Annotated in this window: 16 protein-coding genes and 1 tRNA gene; 5 read left to right on the top strand and 12 right to left on the bottom strand. The window is 58.4% G+C overall.

Annotated features, from left to right (window positions below; translation table 11 throughout):
• Positions 1-41: 41 nt before the first annotated feature.
• Genes tolB through tolQ form a run of 4 tightly spaced genes read right to left on the bottom strand, consistent with a single transcriptional unit; the run spans position 42 to position 3493 of the window.
• Positions 42-1382: a Tol-Pal system protein TolB gene (tolB, locus tag IPI58_03350; protein QQR69703.1), complete on the bottom strand. Its 1341-nt coding sequence runs from the start codon at positions 1380-1382 to the stop codon at positions 42-44.
• Between the two features lie 34 nt (positions 1383-1416).
• Entirely contained in the window at positions 1417-2283 is an 867-nt protein-coding gene (locus tag IPI58_03355; GenBank protein QQR69704.1) for a hypothetical protein, read from the bottom strand.
• Positions 2284-2287: 4 nt separating this feature from the next.
• On the bottom strand, positions 2288-2746 hold the full coding sequence (locus IPI58_03360) for a biopolymer transporter ExbD (GenBank protein ID QQR69705.1): 459 nt from the start codon (positions 2744-2746) through the stop codon (positions 2288-2290).
• A gap of 9 nt (positions 2747-2755) precedes the next feature.
• Positions 2756-3493: a protein TolQ gene (gene tolQ / locus IPI58_03365; protein QQR69706.1), complete on the bottom strand. Its 738-nt coding sequence runs from the start codon at positions 3491-3493 to the stop codon at positions 2756-2758.
• 485 nt (positions 3494-3978) lie between these two features.
• On the opposite strand from tolQ, the gene IPI58_03370 reads away from it, so the two are divergent.
• Positions 3979-4464, top strand: coding sequence for a hypothetical protein (locus IPI58_03370; protein ID QQR69707.1), 486 nt, complete (start codon positions 3979-3981; stop codon positions 4462-4464).
• Positions 4465-4477: 13 nt separating this feature from the next.
• On the opposite strand, the gene IPI58_03375 is transcribed toward IPI58_03370, so the two are convergent.
• Entirely contained in the window at positions 4478-6049 is a 1572-nt protein-coding gene (locus IPI58_03375; GenBank protein QQR69708.1) for an ABC-F family ATP-binding cassette domain-containing protein, read from the bottom strand.
• 160 nt (positions 6050-6209) lie between these two features.
• Between IPI58_03375 and IPI58_03380 the strand changes: the two genes are divergently transcribed.
• Entirely contained in the window at positions 6210-6362 is a 153-nt protein-coding gene (locus IPI58_03380) for a hypothetical protein (GenBank protein QQR69709.1), read from the top strand.
• A 52-nt stretch (positions 6363-6414) separates the two neighbouring features.
• On the opposite strand, the gene IPI58_03385 is transcribed toward IPI58_03380, so the two are convergent.
• On the bottom strand, positions 6415-7605 hold the full coding sequence (locus tag IPI58_03385; protein QQR69710.1) for a DUF2336 domain-containing protein: 1191 nt from the start codon (positions 7603-7605) through the stop codon (positions 6415-6417).
• Between the two features lie 315 nt (positions 7606-7920).
• Here IPI58_03385 and IPI58_03390 point away from each other — a divergent pair, with 315 nt between their 5' ends.
• Positions 7921-9345, top strand: coding sequence for an IS66 family transposase (locus IPI58_03390; GenBank protein ID QQR70028.1), 1425 nt, complete (start codon positions 7921-7923; stop codon positions 9343-9345).
• Positions 9346-9490: 145 nt separating this feature from the next.
• Positions 9491-10309: a hypothetical protein gene (locus IPI58_03395; GenBank protein QQR69711.1), complete on the top strand. Its 819-nt coding sequence runs from the start codon at positions 9491-9493 to the stop codon at positions 10307-10309.
• Between the two features lie 133 nt (positions 10310-10442).
• Here the strand turns inward: IPI58_03395 and IPI58_03400 are convergent, their stop codons facing one another.
• Positions 10443-11438 (bottom strand): RluA family pseudouridine synthase, encoded by a 996-nt coding sequence (locus IPI58_03400; protein ID QQR69712.1) that lies wholly within the window; start codon positions 11436-11438, stop codon positions 10443-10445.
• A 130-nt stretch (positions 11439-11568) separates the two neighbouring features.
• On the opposite strand from IPI58_03400, the gene IPI58_03405 reads away from it, so the two are divergent.
• Positions 11569-11644 (top strand) — tRNA-Lys (locus tag IPI58_03405).
• A gap of 173 nt (positions 11645-11817) precedes the next feature.
• On the opposite strand, the gene IPI58_03410 is transcribed toward IPI58_03405, so the two are convergent.
• The 5 genes from IPI58_03410 to IPI58_03430 are packed head-to-tail and all read right to left on the bottom strand — an operon-like array spanning position 11818 to position 18568.
• A complete protein-coding gene (locus IPI58_03410) occupies positions 11818-13227 on the bottom strand; it encodes an insulinase family protein (GenBank protein QQR69713.1) in 1410 nt (469 codons plus the stop codon).
• Positions 13228-13230: 3 nt separating this feature from the next.
• Entirely contained in the window at positions 13231-14652 is a 1422-nt protein-coding gene (locus tag IPI58_03415) for an insulinase family protein (protein QQR69714.1), read from the bottom strand.
• A 27-nt stretch (positions 14653-14679) separates the two neighbouring features.
• On the bottom strand, positions 14680-15225 hold the full coding sequence (locus tag IPI58_03420; protein ID QQR69715.1) for a DUF3035 domain-containing protein: 546 nt from the start codon (positions 15223-15225) through the stop codon (positions 14680-14682).
• Entirely contained in the window at positions 15222-15737 is a 516-nt protein-coding gene (gene lspA, locus IPI58_03425) for a signal peptidase II (protein ID QQR70029.1), read from the bottom strand. The genes IPI58_03420 and lspA overlap by 4 nt, the downstream gene beginning before the upstream one ends.
• A gap of 14 nt (positions 15738-15751) precedes the next feature.
• Positions 15752-18568 carry an isoleucine--tRNA ligase gene (locus IPI58_03430; GenBank protein QQR69716.1) on the bottom strand — a complete coding sequence of 939 codons (2817 nt, stop codon included), beginning with the start codon at positions 18566-18568 and terminating at the stop codon, positions 15752-15754.
• Positions 18569-18683: the final 115 nt, after the last annotated feature.

Consider the following 18683-nt stretch of genomic DNA (forward strand, 5'->3'; position numbering starts at 1 on the left):
CCGCCCTTGGGCGGCCCGATTTCATGCGCGTCCCTCTCAAATCAGGGAATCAGCGGGGACCATGCCGGATCTGAGGCGTCTTGCGGGGTTTGCACCACACGCTCATTCTGGCCGGTCAGATCGATGCTGTACAAGCGCGCGGTCTTACCCGCGCCGCCGGGACCGCCCGAGGTTTCCTTAAAGAACATCAATACGCGACCATTGGGCGCCCATGTAGGACCTTCGGCGTGATAGGCCTCGGTGATCATGCGCTCACCCGAGCCATCCGGACGAATGACGCCGATATAGAACCGGCCACCCAGAATCTTGGTGAAAGCGATGAGATCACCGCGCGGCGACCATACCGGAGTGCCATAGCGCCCTTCTTGGAAGGAAATGCGCTGTGCCTCACCACCACCGGCGCTCATCACATAAAGCTGCTGCGTGCCGCTGCGATCGGACTCGAAAGTCAGCCGCTTCCCATCGGGCGAGAAGCTGGGCGAGGTGTTGATGGACGGATGGTTGGTCATCTGCTGCGTGCGGCGGGTGCGCAGGTCCATCGTAAAGACGTTGGAATTACCTCCTTGTGACAGACTAAAGACCACGCGATCACCACCGGGCGAGAAACGCGGAGCAAAGGTCATACCGGGGAAATCGCCCAACACTTCCTGACGCCCGCTGTCAATATTGAACAGATAGACGCGCGGCTTATTGTTGAAATAAGCCATATAAGTGACTTCCTGCGCCGTCGGCGAGAACCGTGGCGTCAGAACCAGGGCACGACCATCGGACAGAAAACGATGATTCTCGCCGTCTTGGTCCATGATCGCCAAACGCTTGATCCGACGATTGGCCGGGCCGTTCTCGGCGATATAGACGATGCGAGTATCAAAATAGCCTTCCTCGCCCGTGATGCGCTTATAGATGGCGTCCGAGATGATATGCGCGATGCGGCGCCAATTCTGGGGCACGGTGAAATAGGCCAGGCCCGTCAATTGCTGTTCGGTGAACACATCCCACAGGCGGAACTCCACCTTTAAGCGGCCATCCCCTTGCATGGTCACTTTGCCCGCGACCAGCGACTGCGTTTGCAGGACGCGCCAATCGGCAAAGCGTGGCTGGGTCTGCAAGCTGGCGGGATCTTGGATAAAGCTGCTGGGCGGCACCGGACGGAACAAGCCCGAGCGTTCAAGATCCGCCGCGACCACGGCGGCGATATCGCGCCCCACGCGCTGATCCGAGGGCGAGGTCGCAAAAAAGTCAGGTATGGCGATGGGCATCGGCTCAACCGACCCGCGGGAGATATCGACCTTCAGATCGGCCCGGGCAGGCACGGCCCCCAACAGCCCCGCCACGGCCACCAAAGCCATGATCCCCATTTTTACAAAGCGCCGTGCGGTCATCTTGTTTTCTCCTCGCCTCGTTCTTGCTTGCCAGCTACATCATCCCGCTTGGATTGAAACTCAACGTCAAGCGGTGCCATTGTTCATACTTACCCGCGGGCAGATCCAACGGCGAACAACGCGGGTCAAAGACGGCCCGCATCGCCGAGTCGGCTGCCGCGCGATATGTGTTGTCGCGGTCATAGCGTGACCGGTCCACCAGAATCGCGCGACTTACTGTACGGTCAGAGTTGATTTCGAGCAAGATGTCCACCTGAATATCGAAAATATCGCGCGCGCCGATGGGCACGTTCCAGCAAAACTCGATTTGGCGACGCAAAGCGTCCAGCTCGCTCATGCTCAAAGCCTCGCTGGCCGAAGGGGCCGAGGTCGGAACGCCCACCGAAGGACCCTTGCCACCAAAGATACCCGGTGGCATCTGGGGTGCTTGTTGTGGACGCGGACGAGCGCGGGGCTGGTCTTGCTGCGGTGGCAACTGATTCTTCAACCGAGCGACGTTTTTCAATACGCTTGCCAACTGATCCTGGCGCGGCTCTTCCTTTTTAGGCGGCGTTGGCTTTTTGGGCGGCACCGGGCCAGGTTCGGCACTCTCCACAGGCGGGGTCGGCTTGGGCGGAGGTGTCGGCGACGGAGGCGGTGGCGTGGGCGCGGGCGGCGTTGGAGCGGGTGGCGTGGGGGCGGGAGGTGTCGGAGGCGCAGGCGGTGGCGGGGTTTGTTGTTGTTGCGTGACTTTCTCGCCTTGGCGTAGGCGCGTCAGTTCACTGATATCAACCACGTCCACGGGAATCGGCTGTAGCATGACCGTGTCGCGCTTGGTACGGAACCAATCCGGCAATCCCAACACCATCACCAGCATGAATGCCAGATGAAGCGCCGCAGAAACCAGCAGCCAACGGCGCATGGGATCAGCGCCCCGCACCGCTGCGCGCCCCCTCCTGCGGAAGTTCGGCGACCAGTGCCACCTTGCGATATCCGGCATTGTTCAAAATGCCCATCACTTCCATGACACGGCCATAATTGATTTTTTGATCGCCGCGCACAAAGATGCGCGAGTCAGGATTAACCCCGCCGATCGCTTGCAGGCGCGGAGCCAATTGCGAGACATCCATGCGGGTTTCTTGCAACCAAATGCCCCCTTTACCGTCAACGGTGATCACCAACGGCTCTTTCTGTTCGCTGATATTGGGTGCCTTAGCCTGGGGCAGATCGACCGGAACGGCCACGGTCATCATGGGCGCGGCGACCATAAAGACGATCAGCAACACCAGAGTCACATCGACCATGGGCGTGATATTGATATCCGCATTGGCGCGAAAGGCGTTGCGGCGCGCGCGGCGACGCAAGGTAGCGAGATGGCCGGCCATGTTCTTTCGTCAGCCTCCCCGATGTTCTTCAAGATTGCGCGACAGCAGCGTATGGAAATCGCTGGAGAACGTCTCCAATCTCTCGCCATAGCGGTTGATGTCGGTGGCATATTTGTTATAGGCCAGTGTCGCCGGTATGGCGGCCACCAAGCCCAGCGCCGTGGTGAACAACGCCTCGGCAATGCCTGGCGCAATCGTGGCGAGGCTGGTATTGCCCTGCTGCGCGATGGCCGTGAAGCTGTTCATGATGCCCCAAACGGTGCCAAACAAGCCCACAAACGGCGATGCCGAGGCCACCGAGGCCAGCACCGCCATCCCATGTTCGATATCGCTCATTTCGCGCGCGGAGGTGGTTTGCATGACACGCTCGACACGCGCTTGCAAGCTGCCGCGCATGGCGGGCGTGGCCAGCAGATTCTTGTCCGCCGCGTTGCGCCATTCCTTCATACCAGCCACGAAAACATTGGCCATCGGGTCGCCAGGGCTTTTTGATATCTTGTCGTACAAGGTCTCAAGCGACCCACCCGACCAGAAACGCTCCTCGAAGAAGAACGCGCGCTTTTTCAAGCGGCGCAGACGAAACAGCTTTTCCATAATGATAGCCCATGTCCACACCGATGCCGCTAATAAGGCCATGATGACGACCTTCGACAAGGTATCCGTGGCCATGAACATGCCCATAATGGACATGTCATGAGCGGCCACCGACCCGGCCAAACGCACCTGCTCTACCGATGAACTATCCATGCTTGGCATCCTTTTTTGATCTGAAACCGATTTCCATTCGTCATCTGCCAGCTTGCAGACACTTACCCCTGCAAATCATAACGGTAAATAAGGCACCAAGAGGGCAAGACGCCAGCCCAAAATACACAACTATTGACTTCCAGGGGAGGAAAAGAGGAAATGAGCCTATGAAGTATATTGGTTACATGTTTTTGTTCCCTCCTTCGTTGCTGCGACTGCGACGATGCCGCTTGTGTGCGGCCTAAATTTGCGCCGCTCCTGATCGCGTCTGCTTTCCTCGCCCATCGCTCCCTCAGCAAGGGGGCACAAACGAGACAAAGCCTCAGTCCCGCTTTATGGAACGGATACATAAAATGACCCAGGATTGTTTCAAACAGACAGCGCCATGTTCAACTGCAACCTGGCTTCCGTCTCTCCCGATTGAGATGGATATTCCTCTGACACATCGCCGGTTAAATCGCGCGGATATAGGGATGGTTCTGGGCATGCAAAAACGGAGCATTGCCGCTCTTCCGGCCGAAAACCGCCACTTTATGGTACAAAGATCTCCCGGTGAGCTGATCGCCTTACTGGCTGGCCAGGGCGGAGCCATGCTGGGATGCTGGATGGGGCCGAATCTGGCTGCCCAGATTATTCTGCGTTGGCCGAAGGACAGTTTTGCCGGAACAGGAATTGCCCGTCCCCTGCCCTGGTTGCCGCATGAGATTACCATGCTTCAGGGTGCATTGGTTGACCCTTTATGCCGCCAAAGAGGCATAACGCGGCATTTGTTGCTCAGCGCATGCGGCCTTTCGGTGCGCCATGGCCGCATGCAGATGCTGGCCCGTATCGCCGCCGCCAACACCCCCAGCCTGCGCAGCTTCTTGTCGGTCGGCTTTGGCATCTTGGCTTGCGAACCACACGACCCTTCAGGCCGCGAGACTCTCTATCTGGGCCTAGACCTGGCCAACCACCGACACGGCCTGACGTAATTCAGACAACGATTCAGGAACCGCGTGAGAGCATTTTATCTCCCTCTTCCGATGCCTGGGCGCGCAGAGTCTCGAAAAACGGCTCGACACTCTCCACCTCGATCAAGCGTTTCTTGCGGATTTCCCAAAAACGGGTCGCCGCGCCGCGCACCAAGCGCCTATCATGCGAGACGAACAGGCAGCTATGCCCTTTATCGTCCAATTCCTCTTCCAAATCCTCCTGGCCCTGAATGTCCAGATGATTGCTAGGTTCATCCAGAATATAGAAATTCGGTTTGGACAACCGCAGCACCAGCAAGGCCAGACGCGCCTTTTCGCCCAAACTGAGATCGCCGATGCGCTTGCTTTGCTGATCGGCGGCAAAACCGACCGCCACCAAGACCCGGATGGTCTGCGTGTGTCCCAGTTTGAATTCCTGCGCGATGAAGCTATGCAAGTCCATCCGTGGCGGCAGCTTTTCCAAATGCTGATCCAGATAGCCCATGCGCATCTGAGGGCTAAAATAGATTTCCTTGGATAGGCTGGGGCCTGGCTCATAGTTTTCGAAGGCGTCGATGATCCGCCGAATGAAGACCGATTTGCCCGCGCCATTCAGTCCCAGCAACGCGATGCGATCCCCCTGCTTGATGCCCAACCGGTCGACCTTGAACAAATCGCGCCCGTCCGGCGCGCGGATGATCGTGTTTTGCAGAAGCAACAACGCATCCGAAGCCACATGCGCCTGATGCAGCTTGATATCGCGCCGTTCCTCTTTATACGTCGATGTTTGGCGTTCCTTAAGCTGTTCGGCGCGATTTTGCACGGCGCGCGCCTTGCGGGCCAGATCGGGATTCACGCCCTTGCGATTGGCCCATTCCATCAAACGCTTTGAAGATCTTTCAAGACGTTGAATCTCTTGCTCCTCACGATGACGGGTGCGGGCGGCCAGCGCGTCATACTGCAACAGATTGGCCCGCGCCACCGAATAGGGGGCCGCGAATTCATAAACATGATCCGAGCGCATAAAGACGGTTTTCGTGGTGCATTTATCCAAGAATTCGCGGTCATGCGAGATCACCAGCAGCGCCGCCCGCGCCGCCTGCTGCAGCCAATTTTCCAGCCTGAATATTTTTCCAAGGTCCAGATGGTTGGTCGGCTCGTCCATCACCAACAGATCGGGATCTTGCAGATGGGCGCGGGCGATCAACAACAATCGCCGCCATCCGCCCGACAAAGCGCGCAGAGGCTGATGCCATAAATGGGCCTCCAAGCCCAATTCGGACAGAGCCACATCGACCTGCCAAAAATCCGTGTCTTGAGCATGAGACGGCAAGGCGCGCAGCAAAAAGCCGTGGCAAGTTTCATCGTAGATATCATCGGGGACTTCCTGCGGCACATAGCCGATGCGGGCATGGCGTTGGCGCGTGATGCTGCCCTGATCCAGCTCAATCTCGCCCAACAACGCCCGGACCAAGGATGTCTTGCCGCACCCATTATTGCCCACAAGCCCCACGCGGTCTCCGGCATTCACGGAAAACGTGATGTTCTGAAACAGGACTCTCGTGCCTTGATTCAACCGCGCATTTTCAATGACCCATAATGACATAACCATCCCCTGGTTATCTGAATATCAATACCTCACGCCACGGAGGCGAAGGCCGAACATCGGCAGAATATGACAAGACGCGCGTCAATTTGCAAAGCATGCAAGAGCTGCACGGTGACGGCACCATCTGACAAGCCGCCCTAGATAAGGCAAAAGCACAATGAGTAAGGGGCCGACTGTCTCAATGCCGCACAGGCCGCGCGCGGCACAATCGCGCAGCGAAGCCCCCAATGATGCCTTGGCCCCGAATTCGGGATGCATCCTAAAAATTACTGGCCATGAGATGAGCGAAGCGCCCAAGCTTATCGATTAAGGGCCGGTGGTATTCCTGGTGGCGCAAGACGGCATCGTCAGGAATGCTGACATTACCCGTTCAGACTTTTGACTATGGAAGACTGAACATAAGACGCAGAATCGGCGAGCTGATTGTTTTCTGTGCTGCCCCAAGCGGCCATCATCATCTTGGCCTTTTCCGCCGTGATCTGGTCGAACGCCACCAAGGCTTCCGACAATTCGCTAGGCCGCACGATCTGCTCGCCTGGCCGTGCGCCACGGCTGAGCAGAAAGATCGAGACAAAACTGGGTTTATCCACGCCCGCCGCGCGGCATATGGCGGCCAATGCATGACCGCCCGATTGCAGCACCAAGGCACGTACGCTGTTGGGGCGCAACCCTGTCATATGTCCCAAAAGCGCCTCGAAGAGGCGATACTGCCCCATGCGCAATACTTGAATCAACGTAGCGGCGGAGAGTGCGTCATGCGCCGTCAACCAATCAATGATCTGCGTGAACTCTTCTTGATCGGCGTGATCGCGCTCATGATGGCGCAGCAATTCCTGAATCGACCCGGCCAAGGCGGAATCAATCTGACCGGGATTCAGGCCGTAGCGGCGCAAGATGGTACGACGCAGTTCCGAGGACACCCACCAATACAGGCTGCTGGCCATATGAACGCTCAGTTCCGGACGCTTAATCAACGGCGCGCGCAGCGCCTCGGTCAGGCGTGCGGATTCGGCCAGCATATTCATGGCACTGTCAGAAAGCATGGCCCCGAGATTCTCGACCACAGTCTGCATGACCCGTACGTCACCAGTAGTGATCAATGCATCGGCCACCGCCTCACTGATCGCGCAGCGCGTGGCAATCGCTAAGGCATGATCATGGCCATGGGACTCGGCTACGAAGATCAAGTCTTCATCACTCAGATTCACACTCTGGCGCAAGATAGGTCCGGCAATATCCATCGACTCATCGCAAGCCAGCGAGATAATGACATTACGCGGCGCGCTGTTTGCCTTAGCAAAACGCTCGACCAGAATCTGGCGCACATCCACGCCTGAATTGGCCAAAAGATCATCTATGATTTCCTGCAGTAGATGCGACTCGTGCTCGTTCAGAACCACATGGCATTCTAAGACCGCCGAAGTCAGGACATCGGCCAGCCTGATCCGCGATTCCGATGTCCGTTCGGTAGCCAAACGGAATATCTCGGGCAATCTCTCTTGCAAGTCGCTTTGCAGCGCCATGATTTGCTCTTCGCTCAGATCGTTGGTCATCTTAGATCAAGATAAACACATGAGTAGTTAACAACCTGTTCATCCACCATGGTTAATGGGCACAAAGACCGCGACAGAATGTCACTGCCCTTAAGCACAAAGATCCATGCGACGACCGATACCCCGCAACTGAAAAAAGAACCGTTCGCAACCCTGCGGCTACGGCCGTGACCTGTAAAGTGCGTCTGTCATTTGTCTCAATGATTGGTAACTCCCAAGCCCCCGAGTGAGTCCGGAAGGCAACAGGTTTAAAGATCAAGCGGATAATGAGCTGATTTTGCTGGTGTTAGAAGGCTGGATATGAGTCAAAGGGGGATGGAGCTTTCCCCCGAGTTGCGCGAGTTAATCGAAGGTCTACGGCGAGAGATAGCCGTCTTGCGGTCTGAGAATGCGGCCTTGAAGCAGGAAGTGGCTGATCTGCGGCGGCAGTTGGGCAAGGACAGCTCGAACAGCAGCAAACCGCCGTCGAGCGATGGGCTTGGCAAGAAGCCACGGATAGCGGGGAGTTTGCGCGGCGCGTCTGGCAAGAAAAGCGGCGGACAGGCTGGGCATAAGGGCGGAACGCTGCGACGTGTTGAAACGCCGAATATCATCAAACACCACACGGCAGAAAACTGCGCTCATTGTCGTGCGAAGCTGACATCTGCAATGGCGGATGGCGTCGAGAAGCGACAGGTGTTTGACATACCGGAGCCTCGGCTTGAGGTCACGGAACATCAAGCTCACATCTACACCTGCGCAAAATGCCATGGCACGACCCAGGCGGCGTTTCCCGAAGACGTGACATCGTTCGTTCAATACGGCGCACGCATCAAAGCGGCGGCGGTTTATCTGAACGCGCAGCAGCTTATTCCTGAAGACAGAGCCGCCGAGGTTATGAATGATGTGTTCGGCGCGAAAGGCTTGTGCCCCGACAGCATCGTCGCGTGGGGCAAGGCAAAAGCTGCGGCTTTGCAGCCTTTTGTCGAACATATCAGAAAGTTGTTAGACGCCGCCCCTGTACGGCATCTGGATGAAACCGGCTTTCGCATCGGCGGCAAAACGCAATGGTTGCATGTGGTATCGACAACGGCGCTGACGCATTATCGCGCGTCGGAAAAGCGCGGCACCGTTCCACGAACCCTGCAGGGCGGCGTCATCGTCCACGACCATTTTAAACCGTATTATACGCTGGCGGGCCTGACCCACGGCCTGTGCAACGCGCATCATTTGCGCGAGTTGAAGGCCCTGACGGAGATCGAGAAAGAGCCGTGGGCGAAAAAGATGTTCCGCTTCCTTCTGCTGGCGAACAAGGCCGCGCATCGCGCCAAAGGCGCGGGCATGGAGTCTTTGCCCGAGCGCGTCAAGCGTCGTCTGATGTCTTTGTACGACGCGATCATCATGCAGGGCTGGATTTACCACGAAAACCTGCCTCCGCTCGCAGGGCGGCGTGTGGGGCAACGCGGCAAACAGGCGCGGCGTCCCGGGTTCAATCTGCTGCGGCGCTTGCGCGACTTCAAACAGGACGCGTTGCGCTTCCTCGAAGACTTCGCCGTGCCCTTCACCAACAATCAGGCCGAGCAGGACATCCGCATGATGAAGGTGAAAATGAAAATCTCGGGCGGATTCCGCACCATGGACGGTGCCACAACCTTCGCCTCGCTCCGCTCCGTCCTCTCCACAGCCAGAAAACAGGGCTGGAACATCCTAAAAACCCTTGCCTCAAAACCAGAAACCCTCGTCTCGGCCCTGCCTGCCTGAAATGGGGGCTTGGGAGTTACAATGATTGATGACACGTCTATAGAAACTAAAATTGATTCATTAGTTTCATGCGATCATGGCATTATTGCTTATTAGGAATGATACCCGTTACTAGGCCAGACATTGCAAGCCATGGAGACGCCATATGAATGCACAACCGTTCAAAACACAAACTTATCTTGATGTTGTACGCATGGAGCTTCGAGGCAGATTGTCTTGTGCGGCCATGGGGTACATTGAGATATTGAATTCGAAAGAGGAAAATCAGACCGTCCGAAATCATGCGGGCATGGGTGCTGTGCGTGTGGCCAACGCGATGCAAAAAGATCCTACCAAATTGCTAGAGGCTGCGCGGGTCTATGTTCAGATCATCGCGGGGTCGCAAACTGGTCATGTACGATGTGTCGATCGCGCAACAGTGGGGTTTTCTCAAGCGCTGCTACGATTGGACGCTTTTGATTCAGAGGGCGCAATGGACACGCGTTTGCATGCTATGACCGAGGTTCCCAAGACGGCACTGGGGCAGATGGCGACACGTTTTTTCTATAAACAAGGATGCGGCACTGGTCACGTCCAGAAGATGTGTGTTGCGGCTTCCACGGCGAGAGCGATGATATCCACAGCCGTTCAAGCGCCGCGCGGTTCTCGAAAACGCCATCAGGCCCTGGATCTGTATCGTCGAATGGCCGACATCATTGTGCAGTCAGGGCAGAAAAGAATTGCCGCGGATATGAATCGTTGGGCAACCAAGTTGCTTCATAAAGTCGGTCGCATGGAACAAGCGGCCTTATTAAAATCGACCAACAACCGGTCCGTGCTCGCGCCTCGACAGACGGTGAAGCGGCATAGGGGCGTTCGCCATGCGGTCCGGCTGGTGATGGCCAAATGGGCCCGTAAGGTATACCGCGCGAGCCGCCCTATCCATAGGTCAGTTAACAGTTCAGCCGCCCTGTCAATATCTTAGGGGCCAAGCAGATGCGAGGTGGACGGTGATGAAGCAAGGACAGGCCGTCCATTCTTCGGATTCTGAGACGATCTTGGCGCTCTGATGCAAGCGTGCCAAATATTTTGAGGAATTTTCGCTTAGGATTGCCAGGTTATATTTTAGTGCCTGCCTCCATCAGCACCACCAGTTCCTGCATGTCTTTGGGCAAAGGGCTGGTGAAATGGCGCGGTGCGTTGTCGGTCGGATGGATGAAATCCAGCTCGGTGGCGTGTAGGGCTTGGCGGGGGAAGGCGCGCAGCAGGGGCAACAAGTGGTTTTTAGCCTGTGTACGCAGTAAAGCGCGAGGCGGTGGGCCATAGGTGGCATCGCCCACGATGGGATGGCCGATATGGGACATATGCACGCGAATCTGGTGGGTACGACCTGTTTCCAAACGGCATTCGATCAGACTCGCCAAAGGACCGAAGGTCGCAAGCGTGCGGTAATGTGTGATGGCCAATTTACCATGCTCGGCATCCTGCGCGGCGTTTGTCACGGCCACCTTGCGCCGGTCGGTGGGACTGCGAGCCAACCGCGTTTCGATGCGTCCGGACGATGGATAGGGCCAGCCCCAGACCAGGGCATGATAGACACGCGCCAATCTGTGGCCTGAGAATTGAGCACTGAGCGCCCGGTGGGCGATATCGTGGCATGCCACCACCATAAGGCCGCTGGTGTCTTTATCCAGACGGTGGACGATGCCGGGCCGCAAATCGCCTCCCATGCCCGAGAGTCTACCCGCGCAATGGGCTACCAATCCGTTGACTAATGTGCCGTCAGGATTACCGCAAGCCGGATGCACCACAAGACCGGCGGGCTTATCCAAGACGATCACATCGTCATCTTCGTACACAATAGCCAGATCCATCGGTTGGGCGATGGCTGTCGCTTTTTCAGGCTCGGGCAGGCGCACGCGCAGATGCTGCCCCTGTCGCGTCGTAGCATCGGCCTGGATTTGGGGATGGCCGTCCACTTCCACCCCGCCCGCTTCAATCACGGCGCGCGCCGCCGTGCGGGACAGACAATCCTTCAGCATCAGCGCTAAAGCCTTGTCCAACCTCATTCCTGACCGATCCGGTGGAATCTCAACCTCGACCCAATTGGCCATCCGGCCCTCTCAATCTGTGTGCCTGTGTGACTGAATAATACGAGATTTTTTCATTCTTGGTGTGCTAGTATCTGCCGCACCGTAGCCTCCGGGGGGCGCACACCTCCCAGCTTGTCTATTCGCCTCAGGCGAGTCCGTAGCTCAGCCGGTAGAGCATCTGACTTTTAATCAGAGTGTCGCGGGTTCGAGCCCCGCCGGACTCACCATCTTTCCAATATGTTATCGCCGTCATTCGCGAGACGTTGGAAGTTCTTTGCGCCCTATTCTCCGTTACTCAACGACCAGGAAACAGCGCCAGGAACATCCTTTATATTCTCACAAAGCCCGCCAACATCCTTATTACAGACCTGCATGCTTAATTTTCGGCTTGAGAGTTACCTTATTCTTCCTGCTGCGTGATTGGGGTTCCCGATTCCAAGAGGGTCGGGATGGTCTTCGTGGGTGCCATATGTTCAGGCGCGCCGACCATCAGGATCAAGGGCGAAGGTGTCAGCATCTTCGCGGCGGCTTTTTGAGCTTGGCGCGCAGTCACGGCGCGTAGGCGCTTGGGGTATTCCGACAGAAAGTCAGGACCCATTCCCGTGCGCTTCATCGACAGCATCAAGGCGGACATGTCATCGCTCGATGTCAGGGCCACGGCATGTGAGCCGGCCAGATAGTCCTTGGCTTGGCGCAGTTCCTTGGACGTGGGGCCGGTCTTGGCCATGCGGGACCATACCTGACGCATGACGGCCAGGGCCTTGGCGGCGCGGTCGTTATTGGCCGAGGCCCGCGCCTGGATCATGCCCAGCTCGCGATAAGGCGTGAGGAAGCTGGACGCGCCATAGGTCAGTCCGCGCTTTTCCCGCGTCTCGGTCATCAATCGCGATTCAAAGCTGCCGCCGCCCAGAACGAAATTCACGATCATCGCGGCGAACCAATCGGGGTCACGATAACTGGGCGCGGCCGCGCTGAGCAGTAAGGTGGTCTGTGCGCCTTGGCGCGGCATCAGCACGCTTTGTCCCAGATCCTTCAATCGAGCCGGAGGCATGCCCACGGGCCGGGATTGCGCCGGCAACCCGCCAAATATTTGATCCAGCAAAGCGCCCAGCACTTCGGGCGTCACATCGCCCACCGCCGTGACGGTCAGATTGTCGCGCGCCAAGCGTCCGCGCGTGAAATCACGCAAGTCCTGCGACGTGATGCGCTCCAGGCTGTCGCGCGTGCCCAAGACCCATTGACCATAGGGGTGACCCGCCAAGGCGATATCCAGCATGGCGCGTTGCGCCAACCAGTCGGGATCGTTCAGGGAACGGCGCAACAGGGCCAGTTGAGCGTTGCGCATGCGCGCGATATCGACATCGTCAAAGCGCGGCTGCGTCAGGGCCTCGGCCACCAGACGCGCGGCGCGTTCGCGCGTTTCCGTCAAGACGCGAAGATGGCCGTTTAACGAGTCGCGCCGGGCCTCCATGGAAAACTCGATGGCGTCGTCTTCAAGGGCTTGGTGAAAGGCGCTGGCATCCATGCTTTGCGTACCCTCGTCCATCAGGGACATGGCCAATCGCGCCAAGCCTTGCCGGTCGGGCGGATCGGTCTCCATGCCGCCTTCGAAGGCGAAAGACAGCGACAGGATCGGCAATCGCGAGTCGGCGATCAACCATGCCTTGATTCCGCCGGGACTGGTAACTTCCTGCACCTGGGGCAAGGCCTGGGCGGGGACCGCGAATACCGTCAGCGCGGCCAGGGCCAACAGGCCAAGAGCCAAACGTCGCGTGCGAGCAAACAAGAGTATCGTCAGAGGGGCGATCATGGCTTATGGCTCCTGCTGTGCGGCGTTATCTGCGATCTGGGCGCATTGTTCCTGCGGCAACAGCCAACCGGTTACCCAGCCGCCTGTGCGGCCAAACACGTCCTTGGCGGCTTGTTGTACCTGCTCGGGCGTCACGGCGGCGATGCGCGCAGGCCAGGATTCAACATCGGCCACGCTTTGGCCGGTGGCGACCGAGAGGCCCAATACCTGGGCCGGATCGGTCACATCGTCGCGGGCCAGGATGCCCATGCGTTTCAGACGCTCGATCGCCTCGGCGGTTTCTTGGGCAGTCACACCATCTCGAACCAAACGCGCCGTTTCCTCGGCCATCACGGCGTCGATCTTGCCCAAGGAGTCCTTCATGGGCGAGACGCTCAGCGTCATCATGCCCTCGTCCCAGGCTTCGCCTTGATACGAGGTGCTTGCGCCGGTGGCGATTTTGTCCTCCATCACCAAGCGGCGATAGAGGCGGCTGGTGCGTCCGCCGCCCAGAATATCGGCCAGGACTTCGAAAGCGGCAGAACGCGGGTCGCTGGCCTTGGGCGCGCGTCCCCATCTTTGCCAACTGGCTTGGCGCAATCCCGCATCACACACTTTGATCTGCGCGGGCCGTGCCGTTCGGTCCATGGGGTCGCGTGCGCGATCACGAGGGGGCACAAAACGCCGGGGCAATCGGCCATAGGTTTTCTCGGCCAGCTTCAGCACTTTTTGTGGTTCCACATCGCCCGAAACCACAAGAATGGCGTTATTGGGCGCGTAGTTTTTTTTGTGGCGTTCCAGGGCCAAAGCGGGGGTAAGGCCCTTGATTTCCTCCGCCGTGCCGATCACCGGGCGACCATACGGGCTGACGCCGTACAGCGCCTTGCGCATCTGTTCCCATAGACGGCCAGACGGCTCGTCATCGGTGCGTTCGCGCCGTTCGGACAGCACCACGTCGCGTTCGGTCAGGCCCTGGGCGACGGGAAAGTGAAGCCCCGCCATACGATCAGCTTCAAGCCTCATCACCAATTCCAGTCTATCGGCGGGCACGGTCTGAGTATAGGTGGTGGTGTCGTAACTGGTGAAGGCGTTGTCATGACCGCCATGGCTGCTGACCAAGCGGCTGAACGTCCCGCCCGGATGTCGCTTCGTGCCCTTGAACATCAGATGTTCCAGATAATGGGCCAGTCCTGCATGGCCGGGCGCGTCATCGGCGGCACCGGTGCGGTACCACACTTGGTGGATCACGACAGGCGCGCGGTGGTTGGGCACCACGATCACGTCCATGCCGTTTTTCAGCGTAAAGGTGGTGGGATAAAACAGTCCGGCGGCAATAGCGGGCCCTGGCTTACCGGCCGTGGAGGATTCGACGGGAGCACATCCACCAGCCGTTGTTCCCAGCAGGGCCATCAGCCCACCTACAAAGACTGCCCGATGAAACCGCATGGAACCTCCCGTTTTTGTCTGTGTGTCTTAGAACCCCAACCAGCCCGATTTGCCGCGTTCGATGATGGGGGTCGCTCCCTTATCGGCGGGAGCCTTGCTTTCCGCATTGCCTTTCAGGCGCTGGGCCTCGGCAGGGGCGTCCACCACGGCGGCCGGAGTTTCACGCGGACCGCGCCAGAAGAGGATATCATCCACCAGTTTCTTGTTGCCTTGCGCGGTCTGGGCCGCCTCTCGGTCGATCTGCTCACGGATATTCGGGTCGCTGTCCTTAGTGGCTGCGCCTTCCAAAAGCTGCCTTTCGGCGGCGGAGGCGGAAGCGGGGGCCGTGGGCGCGCTGCCCAGAACCGCACGTCGCGCGTCCTCGCCCGGGTTGCTTTCTTGGGGGCGAGGGGCACCCAGACGCGGAGGACGCAAGGCGAAATCGGGAGGCAGGGACAAGGGCGCGCGTTCGACCACCGAGAACTCATCGGGCGGCTTGCGCGTCAGTCCCAACGTATCGCGCACGCTGGAGCAACCCGACAAAAGGACGGTGGCGGCGCTGGCCATGAGCATCAAACGAAACGGCGTCATCATGAGGATTCCTTCTGAGCATGTTTCTTATTCTTGTGCGTCTTGTCGAAGACGCCGTCAAGCAACAGCAATGCGACGCCGATCACGATGCCGCTATCGGCCAGGTTGAAGGCCGGCCAGTGCCATCCGGCGATATGGAAGTCCAGAAAATCGAACACCGCTCCCAGCAGGATACGATCTAGCGTGTTGCCCAAGGCCCCGCCGATCACAAGCCCCAGGGCCAGGCTGGCCCACAAGCTGACCCCACGGCATAGCCAAATCAGCAAAAAGACGGTCACGGCCAGGCTGATTCCGACGAACACGATGGCGGGCAACCCGTGGTCATTGAAAAGACCAAAACTAACTCCCCGATTGGCCACCGCCACAAGATCCAAAAAAGGCAGCACCGGAATGCGTCGTGGCGGCGGCAAAGGCAGTACCGCGCCCATGACCATAAGCTTGGTCAGGCGATCCAGCACCAGCAAAACGGCGGCCAGGGCCAAAGCCGACAACACATGGCGCGGGTTCGCGCCCATCTTCAAAGCATATTTCATGCGCCCTCCATGCTGCCCAGCGCATCTTCGCAACGACCGCACACATGCCGGGGATGAGCCGCGACCTCGGGCAAGATGCGCCAGCAACGCTCGCATTTCTCTCCCACCGCTTTTTCTACCACCACGCCGCATCCGGGGACATCGGGCAAGGTGAACGCGCCTGCGGGGACATCGCCCTGGCGCAAGGTAAGGTCCGATGTGATGGCAAGCTCGGCAAAATCCACGCCTTGCAACAGCGCGGCTTGCTGGGCGGTCACCGTCACCACGGGCGCGGCCTGAAGGCTTGATCCGATGCTCTTTTCCGCCCGCGCCAGTTCCAGCGCGCCCGTCACCACGCGGCGCAGATCGCGCAGATCCTTCCAGCGTACGGCAAGGACTTCATCGCGCCAAGCCTTAGGCACATCCGGGAACAGGCGCAGATGCACGCTTTCCTCGGGTGCGGCGAATGGGCTGACCGCGCGGCGGACTTGCCAGGCTTCCTCGGCGGTAAAGCACAAGATGGGGGCCAGCCATGCCGTCAGATAATCGAACAGGATGTTCATCACCGTTCGCGCGGCGCGACGCTTGATAGCATCGGGCCGGTCGCAATACAGGCTGTCTTTGCGCAGGTCGAAATAGAAGGCCGATAGGTCTTGGGCGCAAAAGCTGTGCAGATCGGTCAAGATGGCGTGAAAGGCGAAGTCATGGATGTTTTGCCGAATACTGGCGTCCATCTCGGCCACGCGATGCAGCACCCAGCGTTCGGCCTCGGGCATCTGATCAAAGGGCAGGTTTTCTTGAGGCGTAAATCCATCCAATGCGCCCAAGACATAGCGCAACGTGTTGCGCAAGCGGCGATAGACATCGGCCTGTTGCTTGAGGATGGCGTCGCCGATGCGTTGGTCTTCGGTGTAGTCGGTGGACAGCACCCAAAGGCGCAAGATATCCGCCCCGTATTTCTCGATGATGTTTTGCGGCGCGACGATATTGCCGATCGACTTGGACATTTTTTGTCCTTGCTCGTCCAGCGTAAAGCCATGGGTCAAGACGGCCTGAAAGGGTGCCCGCCCGCGCGAGCCGCAAGATTGCAGCAGGGAAGATTGAAACCAGCCGCGATGTTGGTCCGAGCCTTCCAAATATAAATCGGCGGGCCATGTCAGTTCAGGACGCTGTTCCAAAACAAAGCTATGGGTCGAACCGGATTCAAACCACACATCGACAATATCGAAGATTTGGGTGTAATCCTGCGCGTTGTAGTTCGCCCCCAGAAAGCTTTCGGGCGTGTTCGCGTACCAGGCATCCGCGCCTTGCTCCTCAAAAGCGGCTTGGATGCGTCCCAGCACGGCCGGATCGCGCAGCGCCTCGCCCGTTGTCTTGTGAACGAAGAATGCCAAGGGAACGCCCCAGGCGCGCTGACGGCTGACGCACCAATCGGGGCGTTGCTCCACCATCGACTTGATACGATTATAACCTTGGGAGGGCACAAAGCGCGTGGCCTCGATCGCAGACAGAGCCTTGGCGCGCAATCCGTTCGTGTCATCCATGGCGATGAACCATTGCGGCGTGGTGCGAAAGACGATCGGGGCCTTCGAACGCCAGGAATGCGGATAACTATGCGTCAGCTTGGCTTGCGCCAATAACGCGCCCGCTTGGGTCAAGGCTTCGATCACGGCGGCGTTGGCGTCGCCTTCTTTTCCCTTTTCGGTCAATACGCGCTTACCCGCGAACAGAGGCACGCTGGGACCATAGACACCATCATCGCCCACGGTTTCAGGGATCGATAATCCGTGGCTCTGACCCAAGTAAAAATCGTCCGCGCCATGGCCGGGAGCGATATGCACAAAGCCGGTGCCGGTGTCATGCGTGACGAAACCGGCGACCAGCAAAGGCACATCGAACTCATAGCCTTGGCCGCGCAAGGGATGGTGGCAGACAGTGTCAGCCAAATCAGGGCCGAGGATATTGGCTTGTTTGGTCAGGGTTTGTCCGATGGCCTGGGATACCTGTTCAGCCAAGCTTTCCGCCAGCACATAGCGCGCGCCCGACGGCGCGGCATAGACGCCATAGGTCATCTCGGGGCCAAAGGCGATGGCGCGATTGCCGGGCAGAGTCCAGGGCGTGGTGGTCCAGATAACGACCTGCGCGCCCTCCAATGCGGGCGTCGAGGTCTTAGCGATAGGAAAAGCCACATAAACCGTGGTCGAGACATGATCGTGATACTCGACCTCGGCATCGGCCAGGGCCGTTTTCTCGACCACCGACCACATGACGGGCTTGGCCCCGCGATGCAGACTGCCATTGATCAGATATTTGTGGATTTCGCGTAAGATCTGCGCCTCGGCGGCAAAAGTCATGGTGCTATAGGGGTTCTCCCAATCGCCCACTACGCCCAAACGCTGAAAGTCCTGGCTTTGAACGGTTTTCCATGTTTGGGCAAAGGCGCGACATTCGGCCCGAAAATCCAACACCGGTACCTGATCTTTGTCTTTGCCTTTGGCGCGGTATTCTTCTTCGATTTTCCACTCAATCGGCAATCCATGGCAGTCCCAGCCCGGCACATAGGGGGCATCAAACCCCAACATCTGATGGGACCGCGCCACCACGTCTTTGAGAATCTTATTCAGCGCATGGCCCATATGGATATGCCCATTGGCGAAAGGCGGGCCGTCATGCAGGATATATGTGGGCCGTCCCGCCGATTGCTGGCGCAGCCTTTGATACAGTCCCATGCCGCGCCACATCTCTAACCATTTTGGCTCGGTCTGGGGCAGATTGCCGCGCATCGCAAATTCGGTGCGGGGCAGAAAAACACTATCTTTGATCTCTTGGGGCATGTTTTACCTGTCTAGATAACGGATCACCCCATCTTGTATAGGCAATTCACGCCCCGGCGACAACCGATTGCAAGGAGGGGATGGACTTGCCATGCCCTAGGTGGCCTGCTACCAG

The sequence above is a fragment of the Alphaproteobacteria bacterium genome, from assembly GCA_016699305.1.
Classification (GTDB): domain Bacteria; phylum Pseudomonadota; class Alphaproteobacteria.